21 protein-coding genes and 1 pseudogene are annotated in these 25,796 nt (G+C 39.9%); 15 read left to right on the top strand and 7 right to left on the bottom strand.

Annotated elements, in window-relative coordinates; translation table 11 throughout:
- Positions 1 to 40: 40 nt before the first annotated feature.
- The gene (locus FTU79_RS11060) at positions 41 to 520 is read right to left on the bottom strand and encodes a hypothetical protein (RefSeq protein ID WP_180027232.1); all 480 of its coding nucleotides are present in this window, start codon (positions 518 to 520) and stop codon (positions 41 to 43) included.
- Between the two features lie 103 nt (positions 521 to 623).
- Between FTU79_RS11060 and FTU79_RS11065 the strand changes: the two genes are divergently transcribed.
- The 5 genes from FTU79_RS11065 (at position 624) to dapC (ending at position 7,724) form a co-directional block, all read left to right on the top strand.
- Positions 624 to 1,376 (top strand): AzlC family ABC transporter permease, encoded by a 753-nt coding sequence (locus FTU79_RS11065; RefSeq protein WP_078194362.1) that lies wholly within the window; start codon positions 624 to 626, stop codon positions 1,374 to 1,376.
- Complete coding sequence (gene ygaH / locus FTU79_RS11070) at positions 1,373 to 1,720, top strand: L-valine transporter subunit YgaH (RefSeq protein ID WP_078189050.1); 348 nt, start codon at positions 1,373 to 1,375, stop codon at positions 1,718 to 1,720. The genes FTU79_RS11065 and ygaH overlap by 4 nt, the downstream gene beginning before the upstream one ends.
- A 909-nt stretch (positions 1,721 to 2,629) precedes the next feature.
- Positions 2,630 to 3,835, top strand: coding sequence for a formate-dependent phosphoribosylglycinamide formyltransferase (gene purT / locus FTU79_RS11075; protein WP_180050078.1), 1,206 nt, complete (start codon positions 2,630 to 2,632; stop codon positions 3,833 to 3,835).
- Positions 3,836 to 3,864: 29 nt separating this feature from the next.
- Positions 3,865 to 6,531, top strand: a complete 2,667-nt coding sequence (glnD, locus tag FTU79_RS11080; RefSeq protein ID WP_180050080.1) for a [protein-PII] uridylyltransferase — start codon at positions 3,865 to 3,867, stop codon at positions 6,529 to 6,531.
- A 23-nt stretch (positions 6,532 to 6,554) separates the two neighbouring features.
- Positions 6,555 to 7,724, top strand: a complete 1,170-nt coding sequence (gene dapC, locus FTU79_RS11085; RefSeq protein WP_180050082.1) for a succinyldiaminopimelate transaminase — start codon at positions 6,555 to 6,557, stop codon at positions 7,722 to 7,724.
- A 146-nt stretch (positions 7,725 to 7,870) separates the two neighbouring features.
- Here the strand turns inward: dapC and FTU79_RS11090 are convergent, their stop codons facing one another.
- The 4 genes from FTU79_RS11090 to msrB form a co-directional block, all read right to left on the bottom strand.
- Positions 7,871 to 10,060, bottom strand: coding sequence for a TonB-dependent siderophore receptor (locus FTU79_RS11090; RefSeq protein WP_180050084.1), 2,190 nt, complete (start codon positions 10,058 to 10,060; stop codon positions 7,871 to 7,873).
- Positions 10,061 to 10,381: 321 nt separating this feature from the next.
- Positions 10,382 to 10,903: an energy transducer TonB gene (locus FTU79_RS11095; protein ID WP_180009462.1), complete on the bottom strand. Its 522-nt coding sequence runs from the start codon at positions 10,901 to 10,903 to the stop codon at positions 10,382 to 10,384.
- 106 nt (positions 10,904 to 11,009) lie between these two features.
- Positions 11,010 to 11,492, bottom strand: coding sequence for a glutathione peroxidase (locus tag FTU79_RS11100; protein ID WP_180004104.1), 483 nt, complete (start codon positions 11,490 to 11,492; stop codon positions 11,010 to 11,012).
- Positions 11,489 to 11,908: a peptide-methionine (R)-S-oxide reductase MsrB gene (gene msrB, locus FTU79_RS11105; protein ID WP_180009463.1), complete on the bottom strand. Its 420-nt coding sequence runs from the start codon at positions 11,906 to 11,908 to the stop codon at positions 11,489 to 11,491. The genes FTU79_RS11100 and msrB overlap by 4 nt, the downstream gene beginning before the upstream one ends.
- Positions 11,909 to 12,136: 228 nt before the next feature.
- Between msrB and FTU79_RS11110 the strand changes: the two genes are divergently transcribed.
- From FTU79_RS11110 to FTU79_RS16590, 3 genes are all read left to right on the top strand, one after another.
- Positions 12,137 to 13,567 carry a pyridoxal phosphate-dependent aminotransferase gene (locus tag FTU79_RS11110; protein ID WP_078189059.1) on the top strand — a complete coding sequence of 477 codons (1,431 nt, stop codon included), beginning with the start codon at positions 12,137 to 12,139 and terminating at the stop codon, positions 13,565 to 13,567.
- A 232-nt stretch (positions 13,568 to 13,799) separates the two neighbouring features.
- Entirely contained in the window at positions 13,800 to 14,975 is a 1,176-nt protein-coding gene (locus FTU79_RS11115; protein ID WP_180009464.1) for a YbfB/YjiJ family MFS transporter, read from the top strand.
- Between the two features lie 348 nt (positions 14,976 to 15,323).
- A complete protein-coding gene (locus FTU79_RS16590; RefSeq protein WP_257224295.1) occupies positions 15,324 to 15,458 on the top strand; it encodes a hypothetical protein in 135 nt (44 codons plus the stop codon).
- Between the two features lie 395 nt (positions 15,459 to 15,853).
- Here FTU79_RS16590 and icd read toward each other — a convergent pair whose 3' ends face one another.
- Entirely contained in the window at positions 15,854 to 17,107 is a 1,254-nt protein-coding gene (gene icd / locus FTU79_RS11120; RefSeq protein ID WP_180009426.1) for an NADP-dependent isocitrate dehydrogenase, read from the bottom strand.
- Positions 17,108 to 17,296: 189 nt separating this feature from the next.
- Between icd and FTU79_RS11125 the strand changes: the two genes are divergently transcribed.
- Complete coding sequence (locus FTU79_RS11125; protein WP_180009425.1) at positions 17,297 to 18,085, top strand: rRNA large subunit pseudouridine synthase E; 789 nt, start codon at positions 17,297 to 17,299, stop codon at positions 18,083 to 18,085.
- A 138-nt stretch (positions 18,086 to 18,223) separates the two neighbouring features.
- On the top strand, positions 18,224 to 19,252 hold the full coding sequence (locus FTU79_RS11130) for an ELM1/GtrOC1 family putative glycosyltransferase (RefSeq protein ID WP_180009424.1): 1,029 nt from the start codon (positions 18,224 to 18,226) through the stop codon (positions 19,250 to 19,252).
- Between the two features lie 185 nt (positions 19,253 to 19,437).
- On the opposite strand, the gene FTU79_RS11135 is transcribed toward FTU79_RS11130, so the two are convergent.
- Complete coding sequence (locus tag FTU79_RS11135) at positions 19,438 to 21,141, bottom strand: M61 family metallopeptidase (protein ID WP_180009423.1); 1,704 nt, start codon at positions 21,139 to 21,141, stop codon at positions 19,438 to 19,440.
- Between the two features lie 180 nt (positions 21,142 to 21,321).
- Here FTU79_RS11135 and FTU79_RS11140 point away from each other — a divergent pair, with 180 nt between their 5' ends.
- The 5 genes and pseudogenes from FTU79_RS11140 (at position 21,322) to FTU79_RS11160 (ending at position 25,780) form a co-directional block, all read left to right on the top strand.
- Entirely contained in the window at positions 21,322 to 22,635 is a 1,314-nt protein-coding gene (locus FTU79_RS11140; protein ID WP_306669884.1) for a D-alanyl-D-alanine carboxypeptidase PBP6B, read from the top strand.
- A 103-nt stretch (positions 22,636 to 22,738) separates the two neighbouring features.
- Positions 22,739 to 24,040, top strand: a pseudogene (locus FTU79_RS11145) (NAD(P)/FAD-dependent oxidoreductase).
- A gap of 136 nt (positions 24,041 to 24,176) precedes the next feature.
- Positions 24,177 to 24,659 (top strand): peptidylprolyl isomerase, encoded by a 483-nt coding sequence (locus FTU79_RS11150; RefSeq protein WP_078189067.1) that lies wholly within the window; start codon positions 24,177 to 24,179, stop codon positions 24,657 to 24,659.
- Positions 24,660 to 24,796: 137 nt separating this feature from the next.
- Positions 24,797 to 25,228 carry a hypothetical protein gene (locus FTU79_RS11155; protein WP_180009420.1) on the top strand — a complete coding sequence of 144 codons (432 nt, stop codon included), beginning with the start codon at positions 24,797 to 24,799 and terminating at the stop codon, positions 25,226 to 25,228.
- Positions 25,229 to 25,306: 78 nt separating this feature from the next.
- Entirely contained in the window at positions 25,307 to 25,780 is a 474-nt protein-coding gene (locus tag FTU79_RS11160) for a hypothetical protein (RefSeq protein ID WP_180009419.1), read from the top strand.
- Positions 25,781 to 25,796 lie beyond the last annotated feature (16 nt).

Below are 25,796 nucleotides of genomic sequence, written 5' to 3' on the forward strand. Positions count from 1 at the left end.
TTCCAAAAAAAAGCAGTGAAAATTCACTGCTTTGATCGGGTTAAATGCCTACTTTTTTCGGATCGGTATTTCCGAGTTCAGGGTTTTCAATCGCACCTTTGCATTGATTTTTATCACGCTCATAATCTGCTTGCTTCTGTGCAACAGTCGAACTCTGATCAATACTTTCACGTGCCCAAATTTCCAAACTTGTCAAAGCCTTACGACACAGCGCGTATTTGCCTTCCGTAACAGAATCGGTCATTTTGACATTGATACGCCATTCCGTACTCAATTTACGCGCTGGAATACGAACTTTCTCTTCCATCTGATCGACTTGTTTTGCATAAACAATCGGATCGACTTCATTGATAAACGCCCAAGCTTTGGCAGCATACTCCGTTGCATCATTGGTTAATTTAGGTGCTGCTTTAATTTCGACTTGAGCTTGTTCAGCTCCATCATTACCACAGGCCTGCAACAACACCGTGCTGCTCAATAATGAAACAATCAGTATCCCACGCATCTTTAACCTCTGCATATCCGGCTCATTTCAGCAAACATATTCGGCAATATGCTAGTGAATTCGCGTACAATACTCAATCATCATTTGACCTGTTGTTCAACTCTTTCAAAGGTGTGTCGTGTCTGAGCACAAACTTCCTACAGTTCAGCCTGCGGGTTTTTGGCAAGGTGCTAAAGATAGTCAAGCCATTATCTTTACCTATCTTCCTGTTTCTTTTGCATTTGGGGTTTCTGCGACTCAATTTGGCTTCACTGCATGGGAAGCATTATTTTTATCTTGCTCTATGTATGCAGGTGCCAGTCAATTTCTCGTCGTGGCGTTACTGGGAAGTGGAACATCCATTTGGATGACTGCTCTTACTGTAATTGCCCTCGATATCCGCCATTTACTCTATGGCCCTGCCTTACAAAACCTGATTCAAGACCGACTCAATTTAAAGAAAACGGCAGTTTGGGCTTGGGGTTTAACCGACGAAGTTTTCGCATCAGGCATGATCAAACTGTCGCAACGTCGTCAAGAATGGTCGGAATCTTGGATGTTAGGACTCAGCTTATTTAGTTGGCTGTCCTGGGCAACAGGCTCATTTTTAGGCGGTTTATTTGCCGATCAAGTCAGCAACCTTCCACAATTTTTACAAGCCGCACTCGACTTCCTACTGCCTGCATTGTTTTTAAGCTTTTTACTCGCAGCATTTGAGAAAAAACATACATTTGTGGTCACGGTTACAATTATTGTTTCTGCGATTGCCTGCTACTTTATCGACTTGTCTGCTGCGATTTTTATCGGTATTTCTTCTGGTATTTTTGCCGGTTTATTCAAACATTATGTCTTAAAGAAACCTGATCCTGAACATATGGGTGAAGCATCATGAATCTAGAAATTATCTTGGTTGGGATCTTGGTCGGGATTGCGAATTTTGCATCACGGTTTGGGCCATTTTTTGTAATTCAGAAATTTCAGCAAGGTTCACAGCAGCGTGGTTCTTTATGGCTCAAAATCGCTTTGGGCTCGATTGGTATTGCCGCAATTAGTTCAATGTTGGTGGTTGCAACCTTACCGCCGCTGCTTGAAACTCCAAATAAAAGCTTTGCCATGTTAGTTGGATTTGCTGTGCTTGCAGGCTTGTATTTCAAGTTTAAAAAAATTGTCCCTGCTACACTGACTGCGGCACTGACTTACGGCTTAGTCTATACCTATATACCTTTTCATCTCTAAAGCTGAGTCAGCGACAATCCAAATAAAAACCTCAAGCACAAGCTTCTTCAGCCTGTGCCTTTTAATTAGCAATATTTATGAGATAGTCAACGCATAACATAAAAATCTAGCGAAACCCCATAGATGGCAAAGTACCATTGTATTCAAGGCAAAATTTATATTCATTCTAGACAACCATCTGAATTGAGTTGGGGACTGCAAAAACCCATCGAAAGTACATATTTTCAATGCTTCATTCAAAGCCAGCTGTTCAGTGGTAATTTCTGCGCTGTACATTACCAACCTGCAGATCAGATCCGCGCCATTTATATAGAGAAAAATCAGCAAAAGACGATTGTGGGCTTATATAACTACACACAGCAGATTCTGCACTTACATCCACGCCGCCTGATGTTTTCACACATATCGATGCCCCGCCTGTTCAGCAATTTTCTGCAGCTGGCGGGTTTTTTATTGATTTTTCTATTGTGCATTTTTAGCCTCAGTTCATGGCTCAATTCATCATTTCACATTCTATCGGTAGTTGCAGACGCACTCTATTTCACTGCCATTTTAATTGGCTTAATATTGATTTTATGCATATGTGTCGCACCACTGCTCGGATTGCTGTACTAGCCCAATTTCCGCCAAACATCTATACAGCTTTGTGCGCTTCAATGTGCAAATTTGGATATTGAGCCATTCCCTGCATCTGTAAAAAATGCAGGTATATTTAAAGTGAATTTAAATAAAAACAACTAAATACCACTTTTTAAAGATTTTCACAGGTAAATAATTACACGAACGCATACCCATAAAGATATAAAAAAAATTGTTGGACAATATCATTTATTTATGTGAACACTCGCTTATCTCTCGAACAAGTTCTGCTATGCTTAAATTCCCATAAAATCAAGCATGGATGATTACATGAGCGTCACTATTGGTACTCCACTTCAGTCTTCAGCGTATAAAATCTTACTGTTAGGTTCTGGTGAACTCGGTAAAGAAGTTGTGATTTCATTGCAACGTTTGGGTGTAGAAGTTCATGCTGCCGATCGTTATGACCATGCTCCGGCCATGCAAGTTGCACATTTTTCTCATACTTTAAATATGGCAGATCCCGAGGCACTTAAAGCCTTAATTTCTCAAGTTAAGCCTCATTTGATTGTCCCTGAAATTGAAGCCATTGCGACTCAAGTTTTGGTCGAGATTGAAGAACAAAAGATTGCCACTGTCATTCCTTCTGCAAAAGCTGTCAACCTGACGATGAATCGTGAAGGGATTCGCCGTCTAGCTGCCGAAGAGCTTGGACTCCCGACTTCAGCCTACCGATTTGCCAATACCCTTGAAGCGTTCCGTGCAGCATGCGATGACATTGGCTATCCAAACTTTGTTAAACCTGTCATGTCGTCTTCGGGTAAAGGACAGTCACGTGTAAAAAGCTTTGATGAAGTCGATGCTGCTTGGGAATATGCACAAACAGGTGGACGTGTAAATCAAGGCACCGTGATCGTGGAATCACAAATTGACTTTGACTTTGAAATCACCCTGCTGACTGTTCGAGCTAAAAATGCAGAAACAGGTGAAATTGAAACATCATTTTGCGACCCAATTGGCCACCGCCAAGACTCTGGTGACTATGTTGAAAGTTGGCAGCCACAACTTATGACTGCTCTTGCATTAGAGGAAGCCAAGCGTATTGCCAATAAAGTAACCATTGCATTAGGTGGATGTGGCATTTTTGGGGTGGAACTGTTTGTCAAAGGCGATAAAGTATGGTTTAGTGAGGTATCACCTCGTCCACACGATACAGGCCTTGTCACTCTTGCATCGCAATTCCAAAGCGAATTCGAACTGCATGCACGTGCCATTCTTGGTCTGCCTGTGAATACTGCTCGACACAGTACTGCTGCGAGCGCAGTCATCTATGCAGGCGTGGATGATACCAATTTATCATTTACTGGCTTAAATCTTGCTTTGGCTAATCCAGACACCGATTTACGCCTCTTTGGTAAACCAGAAGGCTTTAAACGTCGCCGTATGGGCGTAGCAACAGCACGCGCTGAAACCACAGATCACGCGCGTGAACTTGCTCAACATGCTGCACAACAAGTCAGTGTTCAACAAAACTAAGTTTGTAACACCTTAACGGACCACTGTTCATGATCAATACGCTTCCTCTGCTGAATTACATTAAAAGTAACCACGACATTCAGGCGATTAACCAATGGCGCTCAGATGTTGAAAATCAGCTACAGGAATGCTTTGAAAATGGACAGTCGATTCGTGATGTGATTTTGGCGCGATCGAATCTAATCGATGAAGCTTTAAAGTTCTTATGGACACATGCTGAACTCGACCAAACCGATCTCGGTTTGTTTGCTGTAGGTGGCTATGGTCGCCGTGAAATGCTGCCATACTCCGACGTCGATATCATGATTTTGTCTGAGGATGAAATCAGCCCAGAACAAGAAAAACTCATCTCCAGCTTTATTTCAACACTTTGGGATGTTGGTAATTTCAAACCGGGCATCAGTGTACGTACTATTAACGATTGTGTTGCTCAAGCCACCAATGATTTAACCGTGGCAACAGCGCTGATCGAAGCACGTTTGATTGTGGGCAATGAACACCTAGCCAAATGGCCACGCCGTATCGTGTCACAGACATGGACGGATAAAACCTTCTATGATGCCAAAATGCAAGAGCAAGCCAAACGCTATGCTCAACATAACAATACCGAAAGCAACTTAGAACCCGATATTAAAAATGCGCCCGGTGGTATCCGCGACATCAACCAAATCGGTTGGATTGCAAAGCGTCATTTCCGTGTCAATCGCATCTATGACCTTGTACATCTAGGTTTTATTTCAGAGTTTGAACTTGGCGTTCTTGAAGAAACAGAAAGCTTTCTTTGGGAAATCCGTCATCATTTACATCGCTTAACCAAGCGCGACGAAAACCGCTTACTGTTTGATTATCAACGTGACATTGCCGCTAAATTTAGCTATCAGCGTGAAGAAGGCAAATCACCGAATTATCCAATCGAACAGTTCATGAAACGTTACTACCGTAGCGCTCAGCAAGTGACGACTTTAAATGAAATGCTCTTGGCTTATTTCAATGAATCGGTCATCACACCGCGCTTGCCTGACTATGAACGTAAGATTGAAGAAATCAATGCCAACTTCAAATTAGTTGATGGCAAATTGGCGGTGCAGCATCATAAAATTTTCTCTGAAAATCCAAGTGCTATTTTAGAAATTTTCTACCTCTTGGCGAATCGTCCGGAAATTGAAGGCATTCGTGCCCGAACTTTACGTCTATTGTCTCTTGCGGCAAAACGTATTGATCAAAACTTCCGTGACAATCCTGCACATCAAGCCTTATTTATGGCGATCATTCGCTCACCCTACCGGTTATACGACACCATGGTGGCGATGAAACGTTATGGTGTGCTCGGCAACTATATTCCTGCCTTTGGGCAAATCATGGGACTCATGCAATACGACTTGTTCCATATTTATACTGTCGATGCCCACACCCTATTATTACTACGTAATTTAAACCGTTTTAAAGAACCTGAATTTGCCAAGGACTTCCCTGTCGTTAGCTCCGTATTCCAACGACTGGCGCGCCGTGACATTGTATATTTAGCGGCAATTTTCCATGATATCGCCAAAGGCCGAGGTGGTGACCATAGTGAACTTGGTGCAGCGGATGCAATTGATTTCTGCCGTACCCATGGGTTTACTGAACGTGAATGCAACCTTGTCGCATGGTTGATTCAAAACCATCTATTGATGTCTGTCACTTCTCAGAAAAAAGACATTTCCGATCCAGACGTGGTGAAAGAATTTGCTGAGAAAATGGGCGATATGGAGCATCTCGACTATCTCTACACCTTGACGGTTGCAGATATTAACGCAACCAATCCGACGCTTTGGAATACATGGCGTGCATCACTTATGCGTCAACTATATACACAAGCGCGTGATGTGATTCGTTCAGGTTTGGGTCGTCCAGTAGACTATCCAATGCTGATTGAAGATACCAAATTTGCGGCCAGTGAACTGTTAGTCAACGATTTTGCGCTCTACGATGTAGAAACCGTTTGGCAAGAACTCGGTGATGAATATTTCCTGAAAGAATCTGCCGATGAAATCGCATGGCATACGCGCGCCATTTTAAAACATGGCAATAATGCAGAACCATTGGTGATGATGCGAGCACATCGCAAATTTGCACAAGATGCGGTACAGATCTTTATTTACACTCAAGATCAACCTAACTTGTTTGCGACCACAGTGGCTATTTTGGACAGAATGAATCTAGATGTTCAGGATGCTCGAATTATCACTGCATCCACTGCATTTAGTTTGGACACTTATGTTGTACTTGACCGTTTTGGCACTTTATTAACAGATCCTGAACGTGAGCAAACTGTTATTGAAGCACTCAAACAAGCCTTGAGCCAATCTGACAAGTATCCAGGCCTGATGCAACGTCGTATCCCACGTCAACTGCGTCATTTTGATATTGAAAATACCGTGAGTATTTCTTTCAATGAAGCACTTCAACAAAATATGGTTGAAATTGCGACACTTGACCATCCGGGCTTACTTGCTAAAGTTGGTGGTTTATTTATGATGCAAGGTTTAGATATTCACTCTGCGAAAATTGCAACGCTCGGTGAACGTGCTGAAGATATTTTCTATGTCACTAAAAAAGATGGCTCACCTATGAGTGATTCAGAAGCGGAAACGTTTGCTGCACAGTTAAAGTCAGCACTCGATGAAGCATCGAATCAGGTTTGTAGTCATCATTAACTTAAATTATCGGTATCCATTCCATGAACTCCAGTTTGTCATTATTGCACCCTTATCCATTTGAAAAGCTAAATAAGCTATTTCAGGATGTGAAACCCGCAGATTTGCCTTTGATTCCCCTATCGATTGGTGAGCCAAAGCATCCTGCACCGGAGTTTGTGAAACAGGCCATTATTGATAATTTTCAACACTTATCTACTTACCCAAACAGCAAGGGTTTACCTGAGCTTCGCACGAGCATTGCAAATTGGTTAACTCGTCGCTTTAAACTCAATAGCATCAGTGCAGACACCAACGTATTGCCTGTGTCTGGTACACGTGAAGCGATCTTCTCGTTTGTACAAGCTTTGATTAAACGTGAAGATGCCCCATATGTGGTGATGCCAAATCCGTTCTACCAAATCTATGAAGGCGCAACTTTACTTGCGGGTGCAGAACCTTACTTCATTAACTGTACAGAAGAAAATAACTACCTTGGCGACTTTGACGCTGTGCCAGCTGAAGTTTGGGAAAAAACCGCTTTACTGTTTGTCTGCACACCGGGTAATCCTACAGGTGCGGTACTTTCTAAAGAACAGTTTAAAAAACTGATTGCACTGTCTGACCAATATAATTTTGTGATTGCATCTGATGAATGCTACTCAGAGCTTTGGTTTGATGAAGCACCTGTTGGTCTGCTTGAAGTCTGTGCTGAAATAGGCCGTGATGATTATAAGAACTGCGTGGTATTCCACTCACTGTCTAAGCGTTCTAACTTACCGGGTATGCGTTCTGGCTTTGTTGCAGGTGATGCTGCGCTTTTAAAACCTTATTTACAATACCGTACTTATCATGGCGCTGCGATGCCTGTTCAACACCAGTTAGCTTCAATTGCAGCTTGGGATGACGAAGCACACGTCGAAGAAAACCGCGTCCAGTACCGTGCAAAATTTGAATTATTCCAACGCGAACTGGGTCACCTACTACCATTACAAAAACCTGATGCAGGGTTCTACTACTGGTTAAAAGTGGATAATGATGAAAGCTTTGCCAAAATGCTCATGGAAAAAGCACACGTTAAAGTGCTTCCAGGCCGTTATTTATCGCGTGATACAGCACAAGGTAATCCGGGCGAAAATCATATGCGTTTAGCCCTTGTTGCCGATATTGCCCAATGTGAAGAAGTGATTCGTCGCTTAAAAGCAGTACTTTAATTGATTTAAAGCGTTTTGCTTAGAACAAAAAATGCCCCAGATTTGGGGCATTTTTATTTGAGTTATTTCTTAAACATCATTCAAAGAAAATCATTTAGTAATAACTATTTAGAAACATTCAATAAGAATCAATTATTGAGAAACCATTAGAAATCAAATGTAGCACTCAATTTAAATGTTCGAGGTTCGCTCAGTGACAAATACGTATAGTCGTTCACAGATGCCGAAGCCCAGTAGTCTTTATCTAAAACATTAGTCACACTAAAATTCAAACTGGTAGGTACACTCTTGATTTGCGTTTTATAGTTTGCACCCAAATCTACACGTGTCCAATCTTTAAGTTTCAATGTGTTGGCATTGTTTGCATAAGTTGAACCCGTATAGACAACGCGCCCATTTACACTAATATCTTGCTCAATCGGTAGTTTCCAATCCGCTTCAACATTGGCTTGGAACTCCGGCACACCGATCACACGATGTCCATCAAATAAACCTTGGTAAGTGTCTTTTTGCTCGGTATCAATCCAAGTTGCGCCGCCCAATATTTTGATTGAATCTGTTAATTGACCATAGGCATTAAATTCAAGCCCTTGGTGAATATTCGTCGCTTGACTGATTTGTGCTGTACCTGAGCTATTCACTGAGGCTTTTTGGCGATCTGTATAGAAATAATTCAATGTTCCACCAATCAAGCCATTTTCATATTTCACGCCCAGTTCTTTTTGTTTCGACACAAATGGATCGGCAATAAAGTTGTTGCCTTCGCTATCCAAAATCGCTTCGCCTTGAACCAAAGCTTCGATGTAATTGGCATACATAGACCATTCAGGCGTTAATTTATAACTCACGCCCAATACTGGTGTGAGCTGATTTTTATTAATATTGTATTTATAGGTTCCGTAAGAATATACGTCTTGATCAACTTCCTGATAACGCGCACCCAGCATGAGCGTTAAACGATCATCTAACATCGAAATATTGTCGCCCAAGGCAAAACTTTTCAACGTACTGACACCCGCTTTTGGATAAGTCCCTTCTCCCCCCAACCATTTGTCAATGTTTGAATCTTCGGTGTAAATCGGATCATAAAAATTATCATTCAAACTGGTGGCATATCCATAGCTATAGCGTTTATCTGCACGATATAAAGAACCAGAAGCGACCACTTGATGTTTTAAAGCACCTGTTTCAAATTTAGTTTTCACACCCAGTTCTGCTGAATGATTGCGATCTTTACGTGGAATCATCGATGCAGAAAGTTTTGCTGTTCCTGCTGCGGTATCACTTAATTGCTGGCTTGAGTAAACACCGGCTTCTTCTGATGTTCGAAAACCATATGCTGCATAGGCTGTCGTTGCATCGGTTATGTCATATTCTGCACGTACACTTCCGAATAAATCTTCTTCGTTTGAATAAGTCCACGCTTGACCATGATAATTAGCATATTGGGCTGCACTCGGAAGCTGTGTAACCGCATTGCTTAAACGTAAACTCGGTCGATTTTCTGCAAGGCGGTTATTGTTATACCCCAAATCACCAGATAGGCGGAGACGCTCCCCTTTGTAGTCCGCAGCAATCAAAGCCAATCCAAGTGTTTTCTTTTCTTGGTCAATCTCGGTTCCACCATCATGGTAAGCGGTATTGACCCGCACTCCAAATTGATCATCTGTCCCAAAGCGACGTGATACATCCGATGCCACATAGGCACCATTGAAGTTTGTCCCCACCGTCACACGTGTTAAGGGATCATTACTGGCTCGTTTCGGAAGCAAGTTAATTGAACCACCAATTCCTGTTCCTCCCGGGATTGCACCATTTAAAAATGCCGAAGCACCTTTGAAGACTTCTACCCGCTCAAACAGTTCTGTTGGAATATATTGGCGCGGCAATATGCCATACAAGCCGTTATATGCCGTATCATCTGATGCCAGTGCAAAACCACGAATAAAATAGGCTTCTTGAAAGTTCCCATAACCTTTGGCGGTACGCACACCAGCATCTGCTTGTAGCACATCCCCAACGCTTTTCGCTTGGCGGTCTTGAATATATTGCTGGGTATAACTAGTGATATTAAATGGTGTTTCTAAATTTTTCTGATTACCGAAAATGCCCACTTTACCACCTGTCGCGACTTGCCCCCCTGTATAAGGCTTCATCAAGCCATTTGCAGAAGCATCCGCTCTCACGACCACATTAATGGCTTCTAGCGTTTGAACTTCAGTACTATCGATATTGGCAGCGGGATGTTCCGTTTCAGCGATTTCATTCGCATAAACATATGTGAACCCTTGTGTAGCACACGCCATCATCACACAGAGCTGCTTCATTTTTAACATTGGGAGAGTAATCCTAGAAAATACGCACACATAATAAATGATAATGATTAGCATTTATTCTTTCATTTCATCTTTTACGATGCTTTTTATTTATTACTTTTTATTTTTTAATTGTAATTTTTTATTAAGCTCAACTTAATGAATTACACCCACCTGATTGCCGAAGAGCGATTTCATTCATCAAATACACAAGGATTAAGTAATTTAATTTCCACTCATGAAACCAATTTTCAAGCTTCATCTATCAGATGAAAACCCAAACAATGACAAATCATTCTCGGAGCTTAAGACAATGATTAACATATGCCTTCTACTACAGGCTTATTGAGGTGGATGAATAGCAAATTCATGTTCAACGGTATAACTGAGATTTTTATCGACCATCGGAATGGGTTCAAGTCGCGCAACCAATAGGGATTTTTGTACTTTTTGATCAAAGCTTTTAGAGCCTGAACTTGCGATGAGTTTTGAGCTACCAATATAGCCTGTTGCAGCAATCACGGTGAGCTGTAGTTTGACAGGATGCTTATATGTTTTCATTTCAGACGCAGACAGCACATATTGTGGTGCATTTACCCAAGAGACTTCATACATTTTCGGTTTGACATGTGGATCAATTACATCGGCAACACGCGTAGGTTGGTATTCTTCAACAGGTGTTTTTAATAATTGCAATAATGCATTGACCCGAGCATCTGTCGTGCGGTCTAGATTGCTGGCATCAACAGACGTTTTTACAACTTCAGATGCGCTCAGATTGCTATCTGCCCATGCTGTACCCACACATACGGGTAAAAAAACCGTTAAAACACAAATTCGACGTTTAACTATCTGCCTAAACAATGTTATGACCTTCAAATAAAGAGACGTCAGTATAAAACATCCAAAAAAATAAAGACGCTTTCGCGCCTTTATATCAACCTCAGTTCGGCCAATGATTCACTTCATTTTACTGAGCCAAAGCTTTTTCAATATCTTCATTCAATGTTTCAGGCTTGGTCGTGGGTGCATAGCGGTTAATAACTTGCCCATTTTTGCCAATTAAAAACTTGGTGAAGTTCCATTTAATACCATTACCCAATACGCCTTTCGAGTTATTGGTTAAATAACGGAAAATCACATGCGCTTCAGGGCCTTTTACATTCACTTTGGCAAACATCGGAAAAGATACGCCATAGTTTTTTTGACAAAATGCGCCAATTTGATCATTTGAACCCGGATCTTGTCCGCCAAATTGGTTGCATGGAAAACCTAAAACCTCAAAACCTTGATCTTTATATTGTTCGTAAATTTTCTCCAAACCAGCAAATTGAGGAGTAAATCCACATTTACTAGCGGTATTTACAATTAATAAAACCTGGCCTTCATAATCTGCAAAGGATTTATTACTTCCGTCCAGTAATTCTGCTTCAAACTGGTGAATGGTGGTCATGGATAAGTTTCCTCATCATTTTTTTCTTTTGTTTCTAATTCTAAGGATGCTGAATTAATACAATAACGCAATCCAGTCGGCTGTGGTCCATCAGGGAAAACATGCCCTAAATGTGCGTCACAATGATGACAAACAATTTCTGTTCTGACCATACCGTGTGTCGTATCTACATTTTCTTCTACTGCAGCAGGTTCAATCGGCTTATAAAAGCTCGGCCAACCACAACCGCTATCGTATTTTGTTTCAGAAGAAAAAAGCGGTTCCCCGCAACAACGACATACATACGTGCCAGCTTGTTTCGTATTCCAATATTTTCCAGTGAAAGCTTGCTCCGTGCCTTTCTGACGCGTTATGCGAAACTCTTCTGGCGACAATTCTCTTTGCCATTCTCTTTCTGTTTTATTGAGTTTTCCCATGATGACGTCCCTTTATATCGTGGTATTTAAAATAGGATAATCCTATATTTACGTCATTCAATCTTAAATTTCTAGTCTTTATTCAACAATTTACAAAATCTATATAATGACCCAAAAAGCAAAAAGTAAGCAAATATAAAATCGTGGTGAGCAAAATACAAAATTAAATGCTTTTTTGTGAGCACCTTTAGTGATAATCTTAGCGCTACTCTTGCTCAGGATTAAAAAATGTCGCAGAAAAAGAGCGTAATTTTTAAAAATCTGCTGCCCGTGATCAAACAATATCAACAGGCAGGGTTTACGCATGAAAAAATAGTTGCTTTACTCAGAGACGAACATCATCTCGATTTAGTAACGACCGAGACATTTAAAAGCTATTTATACCGTTATGCAAAAGTGACCTCCACTCTTTCCGAGAATATAAAAATGCCGAATACGTTTAACACCCCCCGCGAAATTAAGAAATCGTCTAAGCTCGAGCATGTTTGCTACGACATTCGCGGACCAGTGTTGCGAGCGGCCAATGAGATGGAAGAGGCTGGCCATAAAATTATTAAATTAAATATTGGTAACCCTGCTCCTTTTGGTTTTGAAGCACCTCAAGAAATTATTAACGACGTGGCACTCAACCTGCCTAATGCAATTGGTTATACCGACTCAAAAGGCATCTTCCCTGCGCGTAAAGCGATTTGTCAGTATTATCAACAAAAAGGCATCTTAAACATGCACGTCAATGACGTGTATGTCGGAAATGGCGTATCTGAACTGATCGTGATGGCAATGCAAGGCTTGCTCGACGATGGCGACGAAATGCTAGTGCCTATGCCAGATTATCCGCTTTGGACAGCAGCAGTTAACCTTTCTGGCGGTACAGCTATTCACTATAAATGTGATGAAGAAAATTTCTGGTATCCAGATATTGCCGACATGGAAAGTAAAATCACCCCTAATACCCGCGGTATCGTGGTGATTAACCCGAACAACCCAACAGGTGCGGTTTACCCACGTCATGTGCTTGAGCAAATTGTAGCTCTTGCGAAGAAATACGACTTAATTTTATTTGCTGATGAAATTTACGACAAGATCGTTTATGACGGTATTGAGCACGTCTCTGTTGCGTCATTGGCAGGCGATCAGCTATGTATTTCATTCAATGGCTTATCTAAAGCGTATCGAATTGCAGGTTACCGTTCAGGCTGGATGGCAATTACAGGCGATAAATCACGTGCGCTAGACTACATTGAGGGTTTAGATATGTTGGCTTCAATGCGTCTATGTGCCAACCACCAAGCGCAATATGCGATTCAAACAGCTTTAGGCGGTTATCAATCGATTAATGATTTAATCCGTCCAGGCGGACGTTTATATGAACAACGCAACATTGCTTGGGAAATGTTGAATGATATTCCGGGTGTGTCTTGTGTGAAACCAGAGGGTGCTATGTACTGCTTCCCTAAACTGGACCCTGAAATTTACCCAATTCAAGACGATGAGAAATTCATGTTGGATTTCCTCCGTGCTGAAAAAGTACTGTTGGTTCAAGGTACGGGTTTTAACTGGCCAACACCTGATCATTTCCGTGTGGTGTTCTTGCCTGCTGAAAATGAACTACGTGAAGCACTCACTCGTTTAGGTCGTTTTTTGGCGAAAATGCGTTAATTCATAAGTGCTTTAAAAATAAAAAAACCGTACGCCATGTACGGTTTTTTTATTACTGTATCTTTAAATTTGATTTCTTACTGTACTCACACCACAGCTATCTTTTTGAATAGTTAAGTTTTTATAAATTTATTTTGAGCTTAGACCTTAGTCAAAACTTTAAGATCTGTTGATTTTTCTACAGCATATTCATGTTATTTTTTAACCAATCATAAAAACACATGAGTACGGGATGTTCTCAAACAAAATTAAACTGAGCCTATTTCTCTGTCTAAGCATGTGCCTAGGCATCGGGATATTACGTTTTTCCTATACCGCACTCCTCCCTTCAACCCGCGAAGCATTTGGTTGGAGCTCAAGTTTTGCCAGCATCTTAGGTAGTGCCAATTTGCTCGGCTACTTAATCGGCGCATTTTGGGCCATGAAATTACCCCAAAATAAAAGCATGGTGAGCTACATCCAACTCGCGGCTATTGCAGGGACACTCAGTTTACTCAGTTGTGCATTTTCAGGTTTTTCAGAAATTTGGTACAGCACTTGGCGCGTAATTTCAGGGATCAGTGGCGGCTTACTGATGATCCTCTCCCCAAGTGTCGTTGCCCAATGTTCAGTGCTTCAAGATCGCTTTAAAATCAACTTTATTGGTTTTAGCGGCATTGGCTTGGGGGTCTTAATGGCAACGCTATTTTTGCCTTACATCCAACAAATGTCGACAAAGTGGGCTTGGTTGATTTTATTTTCTTTTTCAAGCCTGATTTGTATTTTACTCAGCGTACTTTTGAAGAGTTTTAAAACACAGCTCACATCATTCACCACGATTTCAGCTGCAGAACATAAAGTTGATGGAATTTTCTATTGTCTCTTAATCGTGTATAGCACCAGTGCTTTTGCTTACGTGCCCCATTCATTATTTTGGATTGACTATTTAACTCACACCCTACACCTAAGCCCGATCGGGATCAATTTCAATTGGATTTTATATGGTCTAGGAAGTGCTTTAGGAGCATTTGCTGCTTACTGCCTAGCACAAAAACTGGGAAATATTAGTGCTCTTAAAATATTATATAGCAGCTATGTCTTGGCGATTTTTATAGCAATTATTAATATCCATCCACTTTTTACTTTTTTATCTTCTTTTGCTACAGGCCTGCTCAATCCAGCAGTGGTTTTTCTCACCTCTTATACCATTCTGCAAATCTATGGTAGCGCCTATAAAAAGCTCTGGAGTATTGCAACCCTGTGCTTTGCATCTATTCAATTGATCGGTGGTTTAAGCTTTAGTTTTTTACAGCGAATTGGTATTGATTATTCACAGCAATTTATTTTAGCCGCATGCGTACTCTGCATTGGAACACTACAACTCTTTTGGTTTACTCGAACACCAAAATTCAGCAAAAATACCGTCTAGGTAGATCACAAGACATTCAACTGCATCATCATTCACACATACAAAAGTCATGCATACAAAGAAAAGACCTATATAAATAGGTCTTTTCATTTTGATAAAGAGTGAATGGGCTAAGCTTTTTTCAGCTTTTTCTTTAATTTTTTCAGAGCAGAATTATGCTTTGAAATTTTGTTCAACCTCGCTTTAATTTCCTTTTTAAGTGATTTGGTTTTCTTAGACAAATTCATCTCCTTCTCGTCTACGTATAAAACTTAAATTTCGATCAATTAAAAACCATTCGGCCAAATGAACTTTGATTCACAAAGTCTTTAGCCTACTAATGATGTTGTTGACGCTGATTTCGTTGATGTGGCTGTTGTTTCTGTTTCTTTTGGTCTTGTTGCTGTTGCTGTTGTTGTTGCTGATCATTTTGCTGCTGTTAATCAGATTGTTGGTTTTGTTGATGCTGTTTACGAGACATTTCATTTCTCCTTATCATCATAAGTATCACAATGTACTGTTACTAGATGTACATCTACTAAAGGACAACAACCAATGTACCGCTAATTTTCATGGAACCAACCCGATAAATGTTTCGAATTACGTCATTGTAAAATTTCTGGAGAATAATTAATTTGAAATCAATCCCCCTCTATTTTCTGCATTACCTAAGTTCACTCGAATAGTGCGGTTTTAAACTTTTAGTAACATGACAAGCATGCCAGACCATCTGATTGATTGCGTGAAGTCACCTTTTGATTGCTGTTTTTTGAATGGTATTGAGAAGCTATGATTCTGTGTTTTTAATGTTTAGTCCTAAAAAAGGACTGAATGATTCAATCCTTTTTACCTAGCCTTTTATGCATCTAGCTTTTTTACACCTAGATTAGCAAATAAAGTTAGTCCATATGCTCAATGATGGCTTGTCCAAACTCCGAACAACGCAAGAGTTTTGCACCTTGCATGAGTCGTTCAAAATCATAGGTCACTGTTTTGGCTTCAATCGCCCCCGCAATACCTTTAATAATTAGATCTGCCGCTTCAGTCCAGCCCATATTTCGCAGCATCATTTCTGCAGACAGAATAATAGACCCAGGGTTTACTTTGTCTTGACCCGCATATTTAGGTGCAGTGCCATGTGTCGCTTCATAAACTTGTACCGCGCCACCAATATTGGCACCCGGTGCAATACCAATACCGCCAACTTCAGCCGCCAAGGCATCCGAAATATAGTCACCGTTTAAATTCAGGGTAGCAATAACTGAATAATCGGTCGGACGCATGAGAATTTGTTGTAAAAAAGCGTCTGCGATCGCATCTTTAATCACGATCTCTTTACCCGTTTTCGGATTTTTTATTTTGACCCAAGGACCGCCATCCAAGAATTCACCACCAAAGCGCTCAACTGCGACTTCATAGCCCCACTCTTTAAACGCTCCTTCGGTATATTTCATGATATTACCTTTGTGCACTAAAGTGACATTCGGCTTATCGTTATCAATGGCGAATTGAATGGCCTTACGCACCAAACGCTGAGAACCTTCTTTAGATACAGGCTTAATCCCGATACCGCAATTTTCCTCAAAACGAATCTTAGTAACACCCATTTCCTCTTTAAGAAATTTGATCATTTTCTTGGCTTCAGGTGAATCTGCTTTCCATTCGATCCCAGCGTATATATCTTCTGAGTTCTCTCGGAAGATCACCATGTCTGTACGTTCAGGATGCTGAACAGGTGAAGGAACGCCCTTAAACCAACGTACTGGACGCACACAGACGTAGAGGTCTAATTCTTGACGTAATGCAACATTCAGCGAACGAATACCGCCACCGACAGGCGTCGTTAACGGCCCTTTAATTGAAACTACAAATTCGCGTAAAGCCTCAAAGGTTTCTTCAGGCATATAGGTGCCATAAATTTTATTGGCTTTTTCACCACAATAGACTTCCATCCATTCTATTGCACGTTTTCCACCATAAGCTTTTTGTACTGCGGCATTCACTACGGTTTTCATCACGGGCGTGATATCAACACCAATACCATCACCTTCAATAAATGGAATAATTGGATTATTGGGAACATTGAATGATAAGTCTGAATTTACTGTAATTTTTGTCCCATCCACTGGAACGACGATCTTCTGATAACCCATTTTTATGATCCTCCCTGAGAAGCGAGTGAAAAAATAATTGCTGTTTGATAAGACTTTTAATTGCGCTTCACGCATAATACTCTAAAGCAAATCTACCTTTTTTGAGATTTAGATGGGAAATAGCTGCATTTCCCTATTGAATAAATCTTAACCAATTTGAATTATTGTAATTAATAGAAGTTATTTCCTATGAAAATCGTCATCTTAAACAAGCCATATGACGTGCTCTCCCAATTCCGTAAAGACGAAGCGCATATGACCATATCTGACTTCGTGGACGATCCTAGTCTACGTATTGCAGGTCGTTTAGATATGGACTCTGAAGGTTTGGTATTTTTAACTGATCATGGTGGTTTAAATCAGTACATTACCAACCCTGAAAATAAAAAGTTCAAAACCTACTTAGTACAAGTCGATGGTGAGATCACAGAAGAAGCACTTGAGCAATTACGTAAAGGCGTTGAGCTGAAAGATGGTATGACCTTGCCAGCCAAAGCCATCAAAGTACAACAACCAGAATGGTTATGGGAACGTGATCCTCCTGTACGCTTCCGTGCAAACATTCCAACCTCTTGGGTTGAAATCCAAATTTGTGAAGGCCGCAACCGCCAAGTTCGTCGTATGACTTCAGCAGTGGGTTTCCCGACTTTACGTTTAATTCGTACACGTATTGGTGCAATCGATTTAGTTCAATTGGCTTTAGAACCTGGTGAAACCAAAGAAATTGAGCCTTTACTTTACCCTGATTTTCAAAATGTACCTGCAGAAGAACCTTACCGTTCGCGCTCTTATGTGAAAAAACCAGGCGGTACCGGTGGTAAGCCAATGGTTCGTAAGAATAAAGATGGTTCAGTGAAAAAGTCTGGTACAAAACGTATCTGGCAAATGGATGAGAGCGAAAAACCAAAACGCCGTACCAATGGTACAACTCGTCCGAATACCAAAGCCCCACGTGGCCGCGGCCGTAACGGACGTTGATAAAAAGCTTCAAAAAAGGCCTACATTTGATGTAGGCCTTTGCAATTTTATAAATTTAATAATGTTTAAGATTTAATTAATGTTTCGTTTCTAATATTAACGATAACGAGATAAACATTGATTAATTAAACATCAAAAATGAGCAGCACATCTACACACAATAGAAGCAAAGTATTAATTATTCATGACAACCGAATTGGACATTTAAATCCAGCAATTGCTGTCAGTGAAATGATTGAGAAGCGCTTTTATTTACAATCTGAGCAGTTTGTAATCCCCACTTTACCTAAGCGTACAGTGAGTATTTTTAAGAAATTATCTCATTTCCCAAATTTGTTTCGCACACTCGGGCGCTTATACTTTAAATTCTTACCGAGAAACTTAGAGCATACCGACGTTATTGTCTGTTCAGGTATGCCTAATTTAATTTATGCCGCTTATTTATCTCAACGTTTCAATATCCCGCTTATTTATGCAGGCGGGACACGTAAATTTAATTGGCAATTTATCGATTGGACTATTACAACGATTCCCGAAGATCATTCAGGTCGACAAATCATTATTCCTACAGGTGCTGTACCTTCTAAAATTACTCGCTTAGCGCATATTCCGTCGAATCATGAAGCATGTCTGTTAATTGGCGGACCGACAAAAGAGTACCCTTTTACCCATCAAGACTTTGAAGAGATGATTCAGCAATTTATTCAATTTGCAGATCAACATCAAATTCAGGCTTCGGTCATATGTTCTCGTAGAACGCCTGCGTTATCAGAACATGTAATTCAAATGTTAAAAGATAAAAATATAGAGCTTGTGAATACATGTTCTAAAACTTCTATTTGCGATGTGTTAAAGCGTAGTGAATATATTTTTGTGACTGAAGATAGTGCAACGATGTTATCTGAATCGATCCAAACCGGTCGCATTGTTATTTCTGTTTGTCGTGAATATTCTGAAAAAGATGAAATTATTCAAAATTATTTAGATCTCGAATTAATACAACGTAAAACTATTGGGCAGATTACTGAAGCTGCATATATCAAGCCAAAATTAAATGCTCAACATATTGAACAAATCGTGACTCAACAACTTGCAGAAGATTTGAGGGCAAAATCTCAAGAACTGAGTTTTTATAAATGTCATGCAAAAAAAGCTGTTATCTATTAATTAAAAATTTTATTCGATAGAAATTAAAGCTCAAACTTTTAAAGTAATTTAATACGTTCAGTACATGAATGTTTTAATGACTATGGGCAAGAATAAATGCCGACAAGATACTAATCAATTAGAATTTCAACAATAAAACCCATACGAGTGTATGGGTTTTATCTAACAAGTTAATTAGATTTGCATTAAGCCTTCAACCACTTCTCCGCTTTAGCCTGATCTTCCACTTTAAGTTCAACTTCAGTTAATTCTGAACCTGCCGCTTTCACTTCAAAGCTCATCAGTTCATCGCGGCGGAATGCCAGTACGGTATAAGTTCCATCTTGCTTGGCATATTTTTCTGCCAATTTAACTGTCGCTTTTAGACCATCAATTGCAATAATCACATCATTTGCAGACAAGCCAGTTTTTGCCGCCGCACCGTCACGGCGAGCAGACTGAACCAACACACCTTCAGGCTTATCAGCCAGTTTTAAACCAAATGGCAATGATTTGTCATTTTTGAGTGTATAGCTTAAGCCAAACTCAGGGAACAACTGATCTAACGGCAATTCATCTGTAGTATTAATCAAGTGATTGATTTGTTCTAACCAATCATCACCTGTTAATTCATTACATAAATTGAAAATAGTCCGTTCATTGACTTGAATGCCATTTTGCGCATTTTCATATAGCTTACGCATTAAGGCATCAAGGCTAGAACCGCGCAGGCGTAAGCCTAGATCTAAACACAATGCAACGAGGCAACCTTTGTTGTAGTAACTTGTACCTGCGTTATTTGAGTTTTCATCCTGACGGTAGAATTTCACCCATGCATCAAAGCTTGATTCAGCCACAGTTTGAATCTCACGACCCGGATTTTGCAAATAGCGATCTATTTGTGCTTTTAAAAGCTTGATATAAGAATCCTGATTGATCACACCGCTACGCAGCAAGATCAAATCATCATAATACGATGTAAAACCTTCAAAAATCCAAAGCAAAGAGGTATAGCCTTCTTTGTTGAGGTCATAATTCACAAAGTTTTCTGGACGGATAAATTTTACCAACCATGAGTGGAAATATTCATGGCTGCATAACCCTAAGAAACGTTGATAATCTGCCGATGGTTCTACAGGTTCATTGGCTTTTGGCAAATCATCACGTGGGCTAATTAAACTCGTACTGTTTGGATGCTCTAAACCACCATAGCTATTGGCCGTTGCCATGGTCATAAAGGTATAGTCTTTAAATGGCGCCGAACCAAACATTGAAATTTCAGTCGAACAAATTTTTTCGATGTCTTGCTGCATACGCTGCGCGTTCATAGCATGTTTGCCCGACACCACAAACTCATGCGGAATGCCGTTGGCTTCAAAACTAAAACGGGTTTGTTCCGCCAGTTCAAACGGTGCATCAATTAACTGAGCATAGTTATCTGCATATAAGGTATAACGACCTTTCACTAAACTTTTTGACTTTAATCCAGTCGCAAGTTGGAAATGCTTTAACTCGGGTGGCAAGAAAACTTCAACCTCAATGGCTGTATCTTCTTGGTCAACTAAACCTAAACATGCGCAAGCTGGATTGACATATAAACGGCTTTGATCGACATAAGCACCACGGACCGATAAATCGAAGGCATATACATCATATTCAACCGTGATCAACTCATGATCTGTATTGAATAAACGCCATTTATTTTTTTCAAATTTCTCAATTTGTAACAAACGCCCATCTTCATCATATGCTCGAACGGCTTCGATATGCTTCGAAAATTCACGGATTAAGTAACTTCCGGGAATCCAAGTAGGCAACGAAAGCACCTGTGTAGGATTTGCCAAGAAACGTGCAGTGACATGGACTAGATGCTGACGATAATCGTCAAATTCGATTTGATAATGCAACATAATGGGCGATATAAAATAAATAAAAGATAACTTATCAATTAGATTAACATTTTTTACAACTGAATGCGGAACTGTCGCAATTGTCTACAATAATGACTAGTCAGCAGAAAAAAAAAGGCATAGCATGCCTAAAAATTTTTTCGTTTTACCACCAACGGAATGGTTGGTTAAGGAACCTCATTGAAACACATGATTTACCTCATCGCGCTGCTTAGTTTTCTATGCTCCACGATAGCAAATGCTGCCCTTTTAAATATTGTCCCTGAAACCGTTGAAGCTGAAGCTTGGACCATTTTAGACCCTCAGTCGGGTCAGGTGATTGCAGAACATAATAGCCATGTTCAGCGTGCCCCTGCTTCACTTACCAAAATGATGGTGGCTTATATTGCTTTAAAGGAAATTAAAGCAGGTCATTTAAAGAAAAATGAAATCTTAACCGCAACCCCAGTCGTACAAGTGGTTCAATGGGATGAATCACAAATGTATCTCAAAGCTGGTGAACAAATTTCAGTTGATCAGCTTTTAGCAGGTCTTGTGGTCATGTCAGCCAATGATGCCGCAGTGACTTTAGCTGAACGCATTTCTGGTGATATTCCAAAATTTATTGAACGCATGAACAAAGAAGCTAAAGCTTTGGGCATGAATGACACCAATTTTCAAAATCCAGCCGGTATTACCATGCCAGAACATTATTCATCGGCGGCTGACCTTGCACGTTTAGGGCAAGCACTGGTGACTGACACACCTGACTATTTGTATTATTCAAAACAACAAAGTTTTAGTTATAACCAACGCTTCCACCGTGCAACCAATATCTTATTAAAACAAGATCCCACCGTTGATGGCTTAAAAACAGGTTTTACTAAAGCTGCAGGTTATAACTTAGCTTTAACAGCCAACCGTTTGATCGCGAATCCTGACGCGCCAGAACGTCGTTTGATTGTTGTAGTATTAGGGGCAAAAAGTGGATTAAAACGTGCAGAAGTAGCACACAACCTCATGAACTTGGCTTATACCTATACACGTAATGAAGTTGCAATCAAAGATAAGCAATTAATTGCAGAATTACCTGTGGTTAAATCAACCTTGAAAATGTTTAAGGTGGAAACTCAACAACCTAAACTGATTACAACTTCACTTTATGATCAAGCTTATGCCATCGATTTAAAAGCTTTTGATCCTACACAGCAACGTATTCTTTTAAATACTAGCAATGGCCAAATTCAAGCCATTGAACCACTTCATGAAACACAGACTAAACTGAGTGTTGAAGTAAATGAAAAAGAACTCACTGCGCCTTTGGCTGAAGTAATGAAATTAGCCACCGTTACTGTTTATCAAAATAATCAGCTGATCAATACCTTTGATATCGAAGATGACGTGCAAATTGAAGAAGCCAATATTTTTGAGCGTTTCATGATGTGGATCAAAGGCCTTTTTAGCATCTTTAATACGGATGCAGCAGAAGTTAAAACCTACCCTTTAGGTCAATGATGTGATTATGTAACTTGTAAGACAATTCGTTATTTGTGCAATAAAGAAGATGACATACTCGTGCCATCTTCTTTTTTTCAACAATAATAAAATAGGTAATTCAATGAATAACGCTGATGACTCCAAGTTACACCATATTGTCATTGTCGGTGGTGGTGCTGGTGGTTTAGAACTGGTTACGCAACTCGGTGATTTACTCGGGAAAAAAAAGAAAGCGCGCATTACCCTCGTAGATATGAAACTCACGCATGTCTGGAAACCCCTTTTACATGAAATTGCCGCAGGCACGATGTCAGTCAGCGAAGAAGAAATCAACTACTATGCGCATGCTGCGAAGCATCATTATGAGTTTGTCTTGGCTAAGTTTGAAAATGTTCATCCTACTGAAAAAACCATTCAGCTCAGCAAAGTCCAACAAGGAAAATATGAATCTACTCAAGAACAACTGCAACTGAGTTATGACACCCTTGTTCTTGCTTTAGGCTCAGTTTCTAACGATTTCAACACGCCGGGCGTGTATGAACATTGCCACTATTTGGACAGCCTACAACAAGCTGAAATCTTCCAACAAGATCTCTTACAGTTATATTTGGATGCGCAAAATAGCAATACAGCACGTGAGTTGAAAATTGCCATTATTGGCGCAGGTGCAACTGGCGTTGAACTCTCCGCAGAATTGGTCGAAGCCAAACATAATTTTTATAAATATGGTTTAAATAAAATTCATCCGCAAAGCGTACAGATCAATTTAATTGAAGGTGCTGATCGGATTCTGCCTGCACTCCCTGAAAAAATGGCCGAGCATGCACAGCAGCAATTACAACGCATGAAAATTGAGGTCTTAACCTCTAAACGTGTGGAAAAAGTCGATGCTGAACATGTTTATTTTAATGATGGCAGTAAAATTAAAGCTGAACTGAAAGTATGGGCTGCAGGTATTAAAACACCAGAAGTGATTTAGAAGCTTGAAGGTTTTGAAAAAGACCGTATGGGGCGTTTAAGTGTGTATGCAACACTACAAACCAAAGCCTACCCTGACATTTTCGCTTTTGGTGATTGTGCTCATTGCCAACCGCGTGCAGATGAACCCGTCCTCGGCCCACGCGCTCAAGTTGCCAGCCAACAAGCGTCATTTCTCGTGGATTGCTTAAAGGCACGCATCCGTGGTCAGCAACTCCCAATGTTCGTATTTTCAGACAAAGGCTCCCTAGTCTCATTAAGTAAACATAAAGCAGTAGGTGAACTTTTAGGTCAGGTCAATGTTCAAGGCTTTGTTGCCAAATCAATGTATGTTTCATTGTATCGAATGCATCAAGCCACAATTTACGGCTATGCACATGCAGGACTATTAACGGCTAAAGATTTTGTTACACGAAAAATCGCGCCTAAAATTAAATTGCATTGAAATTTACAGATCTGCCCCAATTAATGAAAAAAGCATCATAAACATTTAAAAATTGCATTTTTTTGATAAATTTAGTCTACAAAAGTGCAATTTCACTTTATGATGTAACCCTTAAAAAATTGAATGGATCAATAACATGACTGCTATTGCAAATAACTCTGTGGTTTCTTTCCACTACACATTGACTAATGCAGAGGGTGAAACTCTCGACCAATCTCAAGGTGAGCCACTAGCATATTTGCACGGCGCTGGTAACATCATTCCAGGTCTTGAAAAAGCACTTTTAGGCAAAACTGTTGGTGAAAAATTCACTGTAACTGTTCCTGCTGCTGAAGGTTATGGCGAATACAATCCTGATCTCGTTCAAGAAGTTCCTGCTCAAATGTTCCAAGGCGTGGACAACATCCAACCTGGTATGCAATTCCAAGCTCAAACTGATGACGGCGTTCAAATCGTGACAGTTAAAGCGGTTGAAGGCGACAACGTTCTTGTTGATGCAAACTTCCCACTTGCTGGTCAAGATTTAACTTTCGAAGTTGAAATCGTTGAAATCCGTGAAGCTTCTGCTGAAGAACTTGAACACGGTCACGTACACGGTGCAGGCGGTCACCACCACTAAGATCTTCCAATCTCTAGTGCAAGAAGGCAAAGTTTTTACTTTGCCTTTTTTTATTTGCTATATTTCATGTAAAGCAAATAATTTATTGAATAAGAATGAAAACTCATACCCTTCTATTAAGTCTATGTCTCATAAATATGTCTTTTCCAGCATACGGATCTAGCGATACTTGTAGCAGTTTCGAATTAAAAAGCGCAAAGCAACTCAATCGCGTCTATCAAAAAGATGAATTCTATATTTTTTATTCGGATAAACAGAAAAGTAGAGACCGCATCCAAAATCTGAACGATACAAACAATAATGCAATTCCTGACTATATCGAAGATATTGCCATCCAAGCAGTCGCATCAAGAGATATCTTTAAACTAGCAGGATTTAGACATCCTCTAAAAAGCCCAAGATATAAGAATGTAAAGGCTATTGCCATATATGTACACGAACTAAAAGGAAATGGGCTCGCCTATGAAAACTCATCTCGAGCGCCAAGTGCCACGAATCTTAAAAATAATCTTTGCTTTATCAGCATTTCTATTTCAAATCAATTAAAAGACTTTCCTGGAAATTATTAGACTACGATCACTCACGAATTATTTCATTTATACCAATATAGCTATGCACAATTTAAAAACGCATGGTACTTGGAAAGTATGGCTAATTGGGCTGAACGTGCACTTAGACGTGATATTACACCGCAAACAACTCAATTACGTGCATTACCCCAAAATGCATTACAAGTTAATGAGCAATTCTTTAATAAAAACTATAATCACATGTGGCGGCGTTTGTTTTTCAAACAACAAAAAGATGCATTCTTAGTCCCCGATGAGCTTCTAAAGAGAACTTATATTGATGGTTCACTGGTATTTAAAGATAATGTTTGGTATGGAACTAAATTTGCAAAACATTTTTTAACCGACCTAGAAAATTCATCCATTAAAATAAGTAACGAAAAAAAATGGAACCCTTATCAATGGAAAGAATCGGATCAAAAGCTAAAGCAACGGAATTGTACAATCTTTAAAACTTATCAAAACAACCTTAAAGAATTTGATAAAAAAGATAATGAAATTAAATCTCTAAATGAAATATCATCAAAATCTATCAATGATTTTTGTTCGTGATAGAAAAAAAGCAGGC

The sequence above is a fragment of the Acinetobacter sp. YH12144 genome (assembly GCF_013418345.1).
In the GTDB taxonomy this organism is placed as follows: domain Bacteria; phylum Pseudomonadota; class Gammaproteobacteria; order Pseudomonadales; family Moraxellaceae; genus Acinetobacter; species Acinetobacter amyesii.